General features: G+C 61.9%; 10 protein-coding genes. 4 read left to right on the plus strand and 6 right to left on the minus strand.

Going from position 1 to position 14,273, the window contains the following annotated elements; all coding sequences use genetic code 11:
- Window positions 1-270 precede the first annotated feature (270 nt).
- The 4 genes from mrdA to BHC62_RS16740 all read left to right on the plus strand — a co-directional run bounded on the left by mrdA (window position 271) and on the right by BHC62_RS16740 (window position 6,287).
- The gene (mrdA, locus tag BHC62_RS16725; RefSeq protein ID WP_029293249.1) at window positions 271-2,163 is read left to right on the plus strand and encodes a penicillin-binding protein 2; all 1,893 of its coding nucleotides are present in this window, start codon (window positions 271-273) and stop codon (window positions 2,161-2,163) included.
- Window positions 2,164-2,278: 115 nt separating this feature from the next.
- Entirely contained in the window at window positions 2,279-2,791 is a 513-nt protein-coding gene (locus tag BHC62_RS16730) for a sigma-70 family RNA polymerase sigma factor (protein WP_029293247.1), read from the plus strand.
- Window positions 2,788-3,762, plus strand: coding sequence for a FecR domain-containing protein (locus BHC62_RS16735; RefSeq protein ID WP_070995570.1), 975 nt, complete (start codon window positions 2,788-2,790; stop codon window positions 3,760-3,762). The genes BHC62_RS16730 and BHC62_RS16735 overlap by 4 nt, the downstream gene beginning before the upstream one ends.
- A 110-nt stretch (window positions 3,763-3,872) precedes the next feature.
- Window positions 3,873-6,287: a TonB-dependent siderophore receptor gene (locus BHC62_RS16740; RefSeq protein WP_256324372.1), complete on the plus strand. Its 2,415-nt coding sequence runs from the start codon at window positions 3,873-3,875 to the stop codon at window positions 6,285-6,287.
- 1 nt (window position 6,288) lies between these two features.
- Here the strand turns inward: BHC62_RS16740 and BHC62_RS16745 are convergent, their stop codons facing one another.
- The 6 genes from BHC62_RS16745 to BHC62_RS16770 form a co-directional block, all read right to left on the minus strand.
- Window positions 6,289-7,260 (minus strand): cyclase family protein, encoded by a 972-nt coding sequence (locus tag BHC62_RS16745; protein WP_070995572.1) that lies wholly within the window; start codon window positions 7,258-7,260, stop codon window positions 6,289-6,291.
- 28 nt (window positions 7,261-7,288) lie between these two features.
- Complete coding sequence (locus BHC62_RS16750) at window positions 7,289-8,047, minus strand: SDR family oxidoreductase (protein ID WP_070995573.1); 759 nt, start codon at window positions 8,045-8,047, stop codon at window positions 7,289-7,291.
- 32 nt (window positions 8,048-8,079) lie between these two features.
- A complete protein-coding gene (locus BHC62_RS16755; protein WP_029293236.1) occupies window positions 8,080-9,528 on the minus strand; it encodes an aldehyde dehydrogenase family protein in 1,449 nt (482 codons plus the stop codon).
- A 2-nt stretch (window positions 9,529-9,530) separates the two neighbouring features.
- Window positions 9,531-10,637 (minus strand): tartrate dehydrogenase, encoded by a 1,107-nt coding sequence (locus BHC62_RS16760; RefSeq protein WP_029293234.1) that lies wholly within the window; start codon window positions 10,635-10,637, stop codon window positions 9,531-9,533.
- 116 nt (window positions 10,638-10,753) lie between these two features.
- Entirely contained in the window at window positions 10,754-11,641 is an 888-nt protein-coding gene (locus tag BHC62_RS16765; protein WP_029293231.1) for a LysR family transcriptional regulator, read from the minus strand.
- Between the two features lie 268 nt (window positions 11,642-11,909).
- Window positions 11,910-14,141 (minus strand): TonB-dependent siderophore receptor, encoded by a 2,232-nt coding sequence (locus BHC62_RS16770; protein WP_070995574.1) that lies wholly within the window; start codon window positions 14,139-14,141, stop codon window positions 11,910-11,912.
- Window positions 14,142-14,273 lie beyond the last annotated feature (132 nt).

Consider the following 14,273-nt stretch of genomic DNA (forward strand, 5'->3'; position numbering starts at 1 on the left):
CGATGGTAGTGTGGGGTTTCCCCATGTGAGAGTAGGTCATCGTCAAGATTAAATTCCGAAACCCCAATTGCGAAAGCAGTTGGGGTTTTGTTTTGGGCGATCGAAAAGCAAAGGGTGCTCTTTACGCTGTTGGTACCCACTTGAACTGCCGTTCGGGTAATTCAATACAAAGTGTTTCGGCATTTTTGGTATGGTGCAGCACCTGTTCCAAGGACTGATCTTTGCACCGCAGGAAGCGGCATTGTCCCTGCTCAACGAGATGCTGTAGAAATGCCCGAAGCCATACCTATCAAAGACCACGAGAAAGAACATCGCCTGGTCAATAAACGCCTGTTGGCCTGCGCAATACTGGTGCTTGGCATCACCTGTGCCTTGGTCGCCCGCATGTATTTCCTGCAAGTGGTCGAGTTCGACTATCACTCCACCATCTCCGAAAACAATCGTGTCCATGTCTTGCCCATTACCCCGGCCCGCGGCCTGATCTACGACCGCAACGGCGTGGTCCTGGCCGATAACCGCCCCAGTTACAACCTGACCATCACCCGCGAGCGGGCTACCGATCTCAAAGGCGAACTGGATTCGATCATCACTCTCCTGCATCTGCCGCCCGAAGACCGCGCAGTCTTTGACAAGGCCTTGAAACAGGCGCGTCACCCGTTCGTGCCCGTAACGTTGTTCTATGAATTGACTGAAGAACAGATCGCCATATTGGCGGTCAACGAATTCCGCCTGCCAGGCGTGGATGTGGAGCCACAGTTCGTGCGTCACTACCCGTTGGGCGCACACTTCGCGCACTCCATTGGCTACGTGGGCCGTATCAACGAAAAAGAGTCAAAAGAACTGGATTCGGTCGAGTACCGTGGCACGCAATCTATCGGTAAAACCGGAATCGAGCGTTTCTATGAGGCGCAATTGCACGGCCATGTGGGTTATGAGGAAGTCGAGACCAATGCCCAGGGCCGAGTGCTGCGGGTGCTCAAACACACCGACCCGATTCCCGGTAAAAACATTGTCCTGAGCCTGGATATCAAGCTCCAGGAAGCCGCCGAAGAAGCCCTGGGCGACCGTCGTGGTTCAGTGGTTGCCCTGGATCCACAAACCGGCGAAGTCCTGGCAATGGTCAGCAAGCCTAGCTTTGACCCCAACTCGTTCGTCACCGGCATCAGTTTCAAGGAATATGCCGCTCTGCATGATTCCATTGACCGCCCCCTATTCAACCGGGTGCTGCGCGGGCTGTATGCGCCAGGCTCGACGATCAAGCCGGAAGTGGCCATCGCCGGTCTCGACAGTGGTGTCGTCACCGCACAGACACGGGTCTTTGACCCCGGTTACTACCAACTGCCCGACTTTGATCACAAATACCGCAACTGGAACCACAGCGGCGATGGCTGGGTAGATATGGACGCTGCCATCATGCGTTCCAACGACACCTACTTCTATGACCTGGCCCACAAACTGGGGATCGATCGCCTACACGACTATATGGCCGAATTCGGCCTCGGCCAGAAAGTCTCCCTGGATATGTTCGAAGAGTCGGCCGGCCTGATGCCGTCCCAGGCCTGGAAGCGTGCGACGCGCCGCCAGCCGTGGTTCCCGGGCGAAACCGTGATCCTTGGCATCGGCCAGGGCTATATGCAGGTCACGCCATTGCAACTGGCCCAGGCCACCGCGCTGATCGCCAACAAGGGCGTGTGGAATCGCCCGCATCTGGCCAAGACCATTGACGGTGTACCGCCCGTGGATGAACACCCCATGCCCAATGTCGTGCTTAAGAACCCCCGCGACTGGGACCAGGTCAACCACGGCATGCAAATGGTGATGCACGATCCGCGCGGGATCGCCCGCGCATCGGCCGCCGGCGCGCAGTACCGGATCGCCGGCAAGAGCGGGACCGCACAGGTGGTGGCGATCAAACAGGGTGAGCGCTACAACCGTCTGAAGACTCGCGAGCGCAACCGCGATAACGCACTGTTTGTCGGCTTCGCTCCGGCGGAGCATCCCAGGATCGTGATTTCAGTGATGATCGAAAACGGCGAGGCGGGCGGCCGCGTGGCCGGCCCTGTGGTCCGCCAGATCATGGATGCCTGGCTGCTTGATCAGCAGGGCCACCTTAAGCCGCAGTACGCGGCGCCCGCCAAGGCTTCGGGTGATCCGCGCGTCTGAAAGAAGGTTTTACTCCAGCCAGAGAGCGGGACCGCCCGGTAGATAAGCGATTGCATTTAGCCACAGCCTGCGCAGATAATGAGATGAATTATCATTAACGTCTGTGGCTGCCCGCGTGTCTACTCCTACCGATCCCAAGGCTCTTCTGGCAACGCTCTATGACGACAACCATCGCTGGCTGCGCGCATGGTTGTATCGTCAGCTCAAGTGCCCGCAGGATGCAGCGGACCTGACCCAAGATACGTTTATCCGCATTCTGGATGCGCGCCAGCTCAACCAGCTCGATGAGCCCCGTGCGTTTCTCAGCACCGTGGCCCGCCGGCTGTTATTCAGTTTCTGGCGCCGCAAGCGCCTGGAGCAGACTTACCTCGACAGCCTGGCGCAACTGCCGGACGCCTATACACCGTCGGAAGAAGATCTGGCCCTGGTACGCGAGGCGCTCGAAAGCATCGACCGCCTGCTCAATGGCCTGCCGCCCCGTGTCCGGCAGATCTTTATGCTCAACCGTCTCGAGGGCTTGTCGCAACCGGCTATCGCCCAGCAACTGGACGTGTCGCTGGCCACAGTGGAGCGCGATCTGCGGCGGGCTTTCCTGCACTGTCTGGCCGAGTCGGCGGACCTGACATGAGCCAGTCCAAGGTTGACGCCACCACCCGCGCTGCCGTGGATTGGTTACTGCGCCTGGAGGCGGCCGCTGATGATCCCTCTGTGCGTCAAACCTTCGAAATGTGGTTGCGGGCCAACCCCCAGCATGCCATTGCCTGGCAGCGGGTCGGCAGTTTGCTGCAGCAGCCGATTGCCGACTTGCAGCGCGTCGAAGCCCGCAGCCCCGGTCAGTTACGTGCCGTGACCCAAGCCCTGGCAGCCCCGGATTCGGAGTCGCGGCGCAAGGTGCTGCGTGGTGGCTTGGCACTGGTGTTGTTCGGCGTCAGTGGCGCGGCGATCTTTGACCGCGACCAGCCACTCACAGGTCTGTGGGCCGACCGCCACACAGCCACCGGCGAGCGGAAGACCTTCGCCTTGGCCGATGGCAGTCGCCTGAGTCTCAACGCCCGTAGTTCGGTGGATATACAGTTCAGCGACAGCCGCCGCCTGGTACGTCTGCGCGAGGGCCAAGTGTTCGTCGATGTCGCCGCCGACCCGCGCCGACCGTTTGTCATCGCTACCGCCCAGGGAGAAGTCCAGGCCCTGGGAACACAATTCATGGTGCGCCAGGAGGCCGCCGGCAGCTTGACCTCGGTGCAACTGCATAGCGTGCGTGTCACCACGCTCGGCGGCAGCCAGCGCCGTGTAGAAGCGGGGGAGGCGGCGTGGTTCAGCGACAGCGATGTGCGTCCAGTACCGCTCTCGGTGCGCAGTCGGGCAGATTGGCGCGATGGCCGCGTCGACATCCGTGATGAACCCCTGGGCCTGCTGATCGACGCCCTGCGCCCGTATCGCCGCGGTGTGCTGCGGGTCAGCGAGCAGGCCGCAAAAGTACGCGTCTATGGCGTGTACCCGCTGGATGATCCGGCGCAAACCCTGGAGTCGCTGGCCCAGACCTTCCCCCTGCGCATCAGTCACTACGGTCCTTGGTTGACCCTGATTGATGTGCGCTGAGTGGCCGATGGGAATTATTTTCAATCAGCGTGAGGGGATCGCTGATCTCGCGAGTCAAGGTTAGGGAACGCCAACCTGACAATGAGCATCCTCACCCTATGGCACCCTTGATGATCCGTCCCTGCCTGTTGACCCTGGCCGTAACCCTGGCTGTGATTGGCCAGCCCGCTGTGGCCCTGGCCGACACCGCCGCCAGCGCCCAGCAATATTTCAATCTGCCCGCTGCAGCCCTCGGCGATAGCCTGAGCCGGCTGTCCCGGGAAAGCGGGCGCACGCTGTCGGTCACCCCGGCCTTGCTGCAAGGTCGTCGCGCACCCGCATTGCAGGGCCAATACAGCCCGGAGCAGGCCGCGCAACACTTGCTGGCCGGCAGCGGCCTGGGCTTGACCGTCACCGAAAACGGCACATGGAGCCTGTATCTGCTGCCTGAGGGTGCGCTCAATCTTGGCGCCACCACGGTCACTGGCCAAGTCGCAGAAAATGCCTGGGGCCCCGTCGATGGCTATGTCGCGACCCGCAGCGCCACGGCCACCAAGACCGATACACCGATCCTGGAAATCCCGCAGACCGTCAACGTGGTCACCGCCGACCAGGTCAAGGTCCAGGGCGCGCGCAACCTGACCCAATCCCTGCGCTATACCCCAGGCATGGACACCAACGGCTACACCGACCGTAATACCATCGCCGATGAGTTGGGCAGCCGTGGCTTTTCTCCCACGTTGCTGTACCTCGATGGTGCCTACCTGCCTTACGCCGGCAGCCTCGGCGGTGCGCCACAAATCGACCCCTACACCCTGGAACGTATTGAGGTACTCAAGGGGCCGGCGTCGGTGCTGTTCGGGCAGAACCAGCCGGGCGGGATGATCAACCTGGTGTCCAAGCGTCCCACCACCGAAGCGCGACACCAGGTCAAGTTCGGCGTGGGCAGCTACGACCGGGTCAACGGCGCCCTGGATTTCAGCGGCCCTATCGATGACGCAAAAACCCTGAGCTACCGCCTGATCGGCCTGGCCCGCGACGGCAACGAGATGGTCGACCACGCCACCGACAGCCGTACCTTGCTGGCCCCCAGCCTGACCTGGGCGCCGACCGAAGACACCGCCCTGACCCTCTACGCGCAGATCCAGCGCGACAAATCCCTGGCCGATTACCAGGCACTACCCGCCATCGGCACGCTCTATCGCAACTCCAAGGGCCAGCGCATCGACCGCGACACCTTCCTCGGCGATTCCGATTGGAACAACTACATCCGCGATCAATATGTGCTGGGCTATGACTTCTCCCACGCATTCAACGACAACCTGGAATATCGCCAGACCGCACGTTTTACCGACGTCAACGATCGCTATAAAGGCTTCTACCTCAACCGCTTCGCCGAACTGCCCGACGGCAGCACCGACGATACCCGCGCCAGCCGCACCAAACTGGACTGGCGCCAACACAACAGCGCCTACACCCTCGATAACAACCTGCAGGCCAAGTTCGCCACTGGTGCCCTGGAACACACCTTGCTGGTGGGCTTCGATCACCGCGAGTTCACCCGTAAATACCAAGGCTACAACCTCTACGGCGCGGAAATCATCGACCTCTACAAACCGTCCAACTACCACACCTTTGGCCAGCCGCAACTGACCACCAAGTGGAACAACACGGTCAAGCAGACCGGCCTGTATGCCCAGGACCAGATCAGGTTTGATCGCTTCATCCTCACCATGGGCCTGCGTGAAGACTGGGCCGAAGTGATCAACCGCGACCTGCTGGACCGCAGCACGGTGTCGCAGAAAGACAAAAAACTCACGCGTCGCGTGGGCCTGACTTACCTCACCGACTTCGGCCTGGCGCCCTACGTCAGCTATGCCGAGTCGTTCCTGCCAAGCGTCGGCCGTCTGGCCCCGGAACGCGGTGGCGGCGCCTACAAACCGGTGGAAGGCGAGCAATATGAAGCAGGGGTCAAGTACCAGCCCAACGACCAGTCATTGCTGACCTTGTCGGTGTTCCAGATCAAACAGAAAAACGTCCTGACCGGCGATCTGGTCTATCGCGAATACCAGTTGCAGGAAGGTGAAGTGCGCTCACGCGGCGTCGAATTCGAAGGCAAGGCACGGTTCGGCCAGGTGGAGTTGATCAGCGCGCTGTCGTACCTGGACGCGATCTATACCAAGAGCAACTACGGCGATGAGGGCAACCGCAGCGAGGCGCAAGCCCCGTGGAGCGGCAGCGTCTGGGCCGACTACCATTTTTCCAGTGATGCCTTGGCCGGCCTGACCGCAGGTGGCGGTGCGCGTTACACCGGGAAGAAATACGGCGACTCGTCCAACACCTTCAAGACCCCGTCGTTCGTGGTCTACGACGCTACGGTCAGCTACGACCTGAGCCGCCTGGGCCCCGCATTCAAGGGCGCCGAAGCCAGCCTCAACGTGCAGAACCTGTTTGATCGCGAGTATGTCTCGTCCTGCAACTACGCCTTTGGTTGCTATTACGGCCAGGAGCGCACTGCGTCCCTGGCCGTGTCCTACGACTGGTGAGCTACTTGATCACCACCGGGTTCACCGGCGCGCCGCTGCCACCGACAATCTTCAACGGTGCGGCGGTGTAGAGGAACTTCCACTGGCCGTCGTCGGCACAATCGGCGGCCAGATCCTCCAGCAGCACGATCTCGGTAAAGGCGATGCCGAGGTTGCGCATCAGCGCGCAATGCAATGGAATCTGCACCCCCGACACCGGATCGGTGATCACCTCATTGGCGATGGTGTCGGTCACCAGATTGGGGATTTCCATGGCATGGAACCACTCCACCAACTCCCGGCTGTAGGTCAGGCCAGGCTCCACCAGGTCCTTGAAGAACTCAGTCTTGCCATACTCGTAGAACGCGCCCATGGAGCCGGTACGGATGATCAGGATGTCGCGTTTTTCGATGGTCACGCCCTGGGCCTTGGCGGCCGCCAGCAAGTCCAGGTGATTGAAGGTTTCGCCACGGCCCAGGTATTTCTTGCCGCGATGGCGGGCCATGTCGATCAGTACCGCGCGCCCGACCACGCCACGTTCGGCAATCGCCAGCACACTGGCCTTGGCCACGCCGCCGACGGTGCTCATGGCGTCGTAGCCGTTCCACAGTTGATTGTCGTACCAGGCATGCCCGAGGGCGTCGTACTGGGTCGAGCCTTGCAGCTGCATGAAGATCACATCGTCGCAATACGCTGCGCCGCCGGTCATTTCGGGTTGCTTGCCGAAGTGATAGTGGCTGTGATCCAGGGTATTGAAGCGCATCGACGGGTTGCGTGCCGGCCACATCGGGTCGCCGCCCGGATGGCCGATCTGCACTTGCAACGTGAAGGTCTTGCCTTGGCGCACCGAGGCCACGCCGCGCAGTACTTCGGCTTCGGTCAGGTAATTGAGGGCGCCAACCTCATCGTCCGGTCCCCATTTACCCCAGTTCTTTGGCAGGCCATCGAGTAATTGCTTGGTGCTCGGTTCGTTCTTGTTATGTAAGTCACACATATCGACTCCGATCCCTATGGTCGTTGAGTTACACGCAGCGCCCACCATCGACTTCAAGGCAAGTGCCGGTGATAAAAGCCGCTTCGTCCGAGGCCAGGTACAGGCAGGCATTGGCCACGTCTTGCGGGGTGGAAAAACGTCCCAGGGGGATAGTCGCCATGAACTTCTGGCGGTTTTCCGGGGTGTCCGGCACACCCATGAACTCACTGAGCAGCGCCGTGGCGCCGACCACCGGGTTCACGCAGTTGACGCGGATATTGTCCGGGCCCAGTTCCGCTGCCATGGTCTTGCTCATGACCACCACCGCACCCTTGCTGCCGTTATACCAGACCAGCCCCGGGCGCGGGCGGATCGCCGCAGTCGAGGCAATGTTGACGAACACGCCGCCGCCCTGGCCGCGAAAGTGCGGCACAAAATGCTTGGCGCTGAGGAAGATACTTTTGACGTTGACCGCGAACACCCGGTCGAACTCGGCCTCGTCCACTTCCAGCATCGGTCGGTTGCGGTGGGTGGTGCCGGCGTTGTTGATGACGATATCCAGCCCGCCGAATTGCTCCAGGGTCGCCCGCAACAGGGCACCCATGCTTTCGTCGTTGGCCACGTTGACCTCGATGAAATGCGCATGGCCGCCGCTGGCCTCGATCTCATTGACCACCCGCTGGCCGCCGGTGGCGTTCATGTCGGCGACGATAACCCGCGCACCCTGTTGGGCGAAGGTCTTGGCGATGCCTTCACCAAAGCCGGAACCGGCGCCAGTGACGATGGCTACTTTGTTTGCGAGACGCATGGAGTGTTCTCCTTTCTTGTTGTTGTAATGGCTTAGCCGTGTTTGATCGCAATGGTCTTCAAGGTGGTAAAGCCCAGCAGGGCCTCGAAGCCTTTTTCCCGGCCATAACCGCTGGCCTTGACGCCGCCGAAGGGCAGTTCAACCCCGCCGCCAGCCCCGTAGTTATTGATGAAAACCTGGCCGCAGCGCAGCTTGCGCGCCAGGCGCATTTGCCGGGCGCCGTCGCGGGTCCACACGCCGGCGACCAGGCCGAAATCGGTGCCGTTGGCCAGGCGGATGGCCTCGGCTTCGTCGTCGAAGGGCATCACGGCCAGTACCGGACCGAAGACTTCCTCCTGGGCCAGGCGGCTGTCGGGCGGCACGTCACGAAACAGCACCGCTTCCTGGAAGTAACCGCCACTGCCGGCTTCGGCCACCACCTGGCCGCGCGCGGCAACGGTGATGCCGGCCTGCTCGGCTTCGCGTACGAACTCGCGCACCAGGCGTTGCTGCTTCTGGTTGATCAGCGGCCCCATATCCAGGTCCAGCGCCGAAGGCCCGGTGCGCAATTGACGGAAGCGCTGGCTGAGCTTCTCCACCAGCGTTTCATAAATACTGCGCTCTACCAGCAGCCGGCTGCCCGCCGAACAGGTCTGCCCACAGTTCTGCACAATGGCATTGACCAGCACCGGCAAGGCTTCATCCAGGTCCGCATCGGCGAACACCAGTTGCGGTGATTTGCCGCCCAGTTCCAGGGTCACCGGGCAATGCCGCTCAGCGGCCGCTTTCGACACCGCCGTGCCGGTGACTGTGGAGCCGGTAAACGAGATGTGATCGATTCCAGGATGAGCGCACAACGCAGCGCCGGCTTCGTAGCCGTAGCCGGTCACCACATTGATCGCACCGGCCGGAAAGCCCACTTCGGCGGCAATCTGCGCCAGGCGCAGCAGCGACAGGCTGGCATCCTCGGCCGGCTTGACCACGCAGGCATTGCCCGCCGCCAGGGAGGCGCCGACGCTGCGGCCGAAGATCTGCATCGGGTAGTTCCACGGGATGATATGCCCGGTCACTCCATGGGGCTCGCGCACGGTGAGCACCGTGTAACCGTTCTGATAGGGCAGGGTTTCGCCGTGCAGCTTGTCGGCCGCGCCGGCGTAATATTCAAAATAGCGGGCGAGGGCAGTGGCATCGGCCCGTGCGACTTTCAGCGCCTTGCCGGTGTCCCGTGCTTCGATCTGCGCCAGCTCTTCGTGGTGTTCCAATACGGCCACGCCGAGCCTGGCCAGCAGGCGGCTGCGCTCCAGGGCCGACAATCTGCCCCATGGGCCATCAAAGGTCTCGCCCACGGCCAGGCGTGCGGCGCTGACGGCGGCGTCGATATCGGCGGCGGTGCCCCGGGCGATGCTGGAGTAGGTTTCGCCGCTGCTGGGGTCGATCACCGGGATATCTTCAAGTGAGGTCGAGGCCTGCCATTGGTTGGCGATGTAGTGTGCGTTGATCATGTTCAGCTCCTGTTCCCGGCGATGCATTCGGCGATGGCCACGCCCACTTCAATCGTACTGGCACTGCCGCCCATTTCCCGGGTGCGTGGACCCTCGGCAAGTACCGTCTCGATGGCCGAGACAATGGCGGCTGCGGCCTGTTGGTGGAGCGGGTTGCCATTGCCCAGATGCTCGATCATCAACGCAGCCGACCAGATCTGGCCGATGGGGTTGGCCACGCCCAGCCCGGCAATGTCCGGTGCCGAACCATGCACCGGCTCGAACAGCGACGGGTAGCGTCGCTCGGGGTTGAGGTTGGCCGATGGGGCAATACCGATGGTGCCGGTACAGGCCGGGCCGAGGTCGGAGAGGATGTCGCCAAACAGGTTGGAGGCCACCACCACGTCAAACCAGTCCGGGTGCTGCACGAAGTGTGCACACAGAATATCGATATGGAATTTAGCGGTCTTGACGTCCGGGTAGCGCTGGGCAATCAGGTTCACCCGCTCGTCCCAGAACGGCATGGTGATGGAGATACCGTTGGATTTGGTGGCGGCCACCAGGTTCTTGCGCGGTCGCTGCTGAGCCAGTTTGAAGGCATAGTCCACCACGCGGTCCACGCCTTCGCGGGAGAAGATCGACTCTTGCACCGCGATCTCGCGCGGCGTGCCTTCCCACATCCGCCCGCCGACGCTGGAGTATTCGCCCTCGGTGTTTTCCCGCACCACGATAAAGTCGATATCCCCCGGTACACGGCCGGCGAGCGGGCAGGGCACGCCGGGCATCAGGCGCACCGGGCGGATGTTGACGTACTGGTCAAACTGGCGGCGGATCTTCAGCAGCGACTCCCACACTGCCGTGTGGTCGGCGATGATGTCCGGTGCGCCCACGGCACCGAAGAAGATCGCGTCATGGCTGCCGATCTGCTCGGCCCAGTCGTCCGGCATCATGCTGCCGTGGGCCAGGTAGTGTTCGCTGCACCAGGCAAAGTGATCGAACTCAAAGGCAATCCCGAAACGCCGGCTGACGGCCTCCAGTACACGCAGGCCTTCGGGCACCACCTCGCGGCCGATACCGTCGCCGGGAATCACGGCAATACGATGGGGGGTGCTGGTCGTGGAATTGGACACGCCGTGTCTCCTGTTTTTGTTGTTGTCAGTGAGGCGGGGACATTCTTGGCACAGGTGCAACGGTGGGGGAATTGCTGATTGTGGAAGTGGCCTTCGCAAAATTCGAAGGCCGGCGGTTATGCGCGATTACAGGCACCGAGGTAGTCGAATAATGCCAGGCTTGTAGGAGAGGGCTGTTGCTGGCGCATGCACAGGTACATCTGGCGGTCGGCCCAGGGGTCGTCGATTTCGATAAAGCGCAAGGCCATTTCCTTGCGAAAGATCTGCACGGCGCCCTGGGGCAGCACGCCAACCCCTTGGCCGGCGGCAATCAGCCGGCACACGGCTTCAAAGCTGCGTACCTGGACCCGCAGGCGCAGGGGCATGCCAATCGCCGCAGCGGCTTCGGTGATGAGCGCGGTGATGGCGGCGTTATCTTCCAGGCCGACAAAGTCGTAGCCCAACAAATCCTCAAAGCGCGCATGGCGCATCTTGAACGGATGATCATCGGGTACCAACAGGCACAGGCGGTCCTGGCAGTAAGGGACAAAGCGCAGTTCCTCGCCGCTGGGCTGGGTGGTGACGATCCCCACATCGGCCACGCCATCACGCACCGCTTGCAGGATTTCGCGGCTGCGTTCCTCGCGGATATCCAGGCGGATACCAGGATGCAGGGCGTTCCATTGGGTCAATTGGCTGGGCAGTTGCTGGCTCATCGCCGAGCTGTTGGCATACAGGCACACGCGGCCGGTAGCGCCCTTGGCGTAGTCGGCGAGGTCGGCATGCATTACGTCGACCGCCCGCAAGATCGACAACCCATGCTCCACCAGCACTTCCCCGGCCGCCGTCGGTGAGACGCCGGTTGAGGAGCGGTGCAACAGGGCGACCTTGAAATGCTGCTCGAGCAACGACAGACGCCGGCTGGCCGCTGACAGCGAGAGGTGCGACTGCTCGGCCGCCCGGGACAGATTGCCCAGCTTGACCGTCTTGAGGAACAGCTCGATGGAGGTGAGGTCGGGGGCCATGCCAGAGTCCTTGTGCGCGGTCTGTGAAAACTACGCAGTTGGGGCCGGGCTGTCCAATAGCCTGCCAACTCAACATACTTTGTGAATGCTGTTTTCGGCCTGATACAGAACAAAATGTGGGAGCTGTCGAGCGTTAGCGAGGCTGCGATAGCGGTGGCTCAGGCGATATTTCTGGTACCTGTGCCGCCGCTATCGCAGCCTCGCAGGGCGAGACAGCTCCCACAGGAGCTTAGCGCTGGATCCGGGATTTCAGTCTGTAAGGTGGGGCTCAGAACTCGATGCTTGCCGACAGCTTGGCCACCCGCGGATCGCCTTGGGTCAGGTAGCCGCCCATCGCCGATTCCCAGTATTTGGTATTGGCCACGTTGTCCACGTTAAGTCCCAGGGTGACGTCGCGCTGGTCCATCTTGAAGCTGTAGCGTGCACCCAGGTCAAAGCGGTTCCAGGCCGGCAGGCTGAGCTTGTTGGCGGCATCGACATACTGCCCGCCGGTGCGCAGCATGCGCCCGCTGAGGGTCACGCCTTGCAGGCCCGGCACATCCCAATCCACCCCCGCATTGAGCTGGAACGACGGCACGCCAATCGCGCGGTTGCCGTCGTTGGCGCCGTTCTGTGTGCCCTTTAGCTCGGTTTTCATGACTGTCACACCGCCCAGCAGGCGCAGGCCGGCCAGCGGTTCGCCGAATACGTTGAGTTCCACGCCCTTGTTGATTTGTTCGCCTTCACGCACGAAACGCGCGGTGGTGGCGTCGATGATCTCGCTGTAGCCGGCGCCGGGCTGCTCGATGCGATACACCCCCAGCGTTGCGCCGTAGGTGCCCATGTCGACCTTGACCCCGGCCTCGACCTGCTTGGAGCGGGCCGGGGCGTACACCAGGCCAGCGTTGGTCACCGTGCGAACACCCAGTTTCTCTGGTGCGGTCGGCCCCTTGGCCAATCCTTCAATCCGATTGGCATACAGCGACACATGCTCCCAAGGCTTGAACACAATGCCGTACACCGGCGTGGTAATCGACTGATCGTAGTTGGCGGTGCGGCTGGCGCTCATGTAGTTGTAGCCCTGCACCACCATTTGCTGGCGGCGCAGGCCGAGCGTGACCAGCAGGCGATCATCGACAAAACCAAAGGTGTTGGAGACCGCCGCGCTGCGCACGAAGGTCTTGGCGGTGATGGTCGGGTCGCTGAAGTCGGTGCCAGGGGTATTGCGTGGGCTGTTCAGGCGCGGTTCGGCGCCGGTCACCGGCTGGTAGATATTGGTGGGAGTCTTGGCGCTGTCGAACACATAGGCGTTACGTGCCTCGGTCCAGATCCCCGCCAGGCCGAAGTTCAGGCGATGGCTCACCGGGCCGGTCTGGAACTTGCCGTTCAGGCCGGCCATGGCGCTGCTGTTGTCTTCTTCGTGGGCGATGGTCGAAGCGCTGGTCTGGGCGTTGCCCAGGTTGTCGTTGATGGTCACCGATGAGTACTGGCCCATCTCCCGAGTGTGCTTGACCCCGCCCGCCGCGTAGGCGGTCCAGTTGTCGTTCAGGTCATATTCGGCGCGCAGCATGCCCAGGGTGTCTTCAATATTGGTCGCACTCCAGCGCGGTGCATAGTTGGTGTCGGCCGACGGTGCGTCGGGTACCTGGGTCACGGCTGTCCCCAGGAACACCGAGTTGCGCCCGCCATTGACGCGCTGCTTCTGATACGCGAAATCCCCCGACAGACGCAGTGCATCACCCTGGTAATCGAGGCCCGCGGCAAACAGCTTGGAGCGCTGGTTTTCATTGTCTGTGCCGGTATCGCCTTCACGCTGGGACAGGTTCACCCGTGCGCCAAAACGATTGTCTTCGCCAAAGCGCTGGCCGACATCCAAGTGCTGGCCAATCCGGCCTTCGCTGCTGATATCGGTGCTGAAGCGGCGCAGCGGTTCATCGCCGGCGCGCTTGGGTTGCAGGTTTACGCCGCCGCCGATACCGGAGCCGGAGGGCGTTACCCCGTTGATAAAGGCGTTCGGGCCCTTGAACACTTCCACCCGCTCCAGGGCGTCGGTGGACATGATCTGCCGGGGTAGGATGCCGTAGAGGCCGTTGTAGGAAATATCATCACCATTCAGTGGCAGGCCACGAATCACGAACAATTGCGACTGGTTGGCGTAACCCGACGCCTGGCGCACGGATGAGTCGTTGAGCAGTACATCGCCCACGGTCTCGGCCTGCTGGTCGCGAATCAGTTTTTCGGTGTAGGAGGCCATGCTGAATGGCACGTCCATGATGTCCTGGTTGCCCAGTACCCCCAATTGCCCGCCGCGCGCCACTTGGCCGCCGGCGTACACCGGGGGCAGGGCGCCGGGGATGATTGATTCGGCGCTGATGCTGGTTGCCCCCAGTTCCAGGGCCTGGCCGTTGCTCGCATCCTGCGGGGTTGGTTGGGGGGCGCTGTGGGCGGCAAAGCTCAGGGAGCAGCACAGGGCGAGCAGGGTCGGGCGAAACGGCACGGCAAGTCGGGTATAGGTGGGCATGGTCGATCCGGACGGTGAACCGTCAGTGTGAGGAAGGGGGCAATGGCGTTGCGCTTCCTCATTGCGCGAATACGACTCCGGTGCAAATGATAATAAGTGCTAAATGGTGTTTTACAAACTGTTTTGTGCTGT

Origin of the sequence: Pseudomonas sp. 06C 126, from assembly GCF_001855215.1 — a bacterium.
GTDB lineage: Bacteria > Pseudomonadota > Gammaproteobacteria > Pseudomonadales > Pseudomonadaceae > Aquipseudomonas > Aquipseudomonas proteolytica.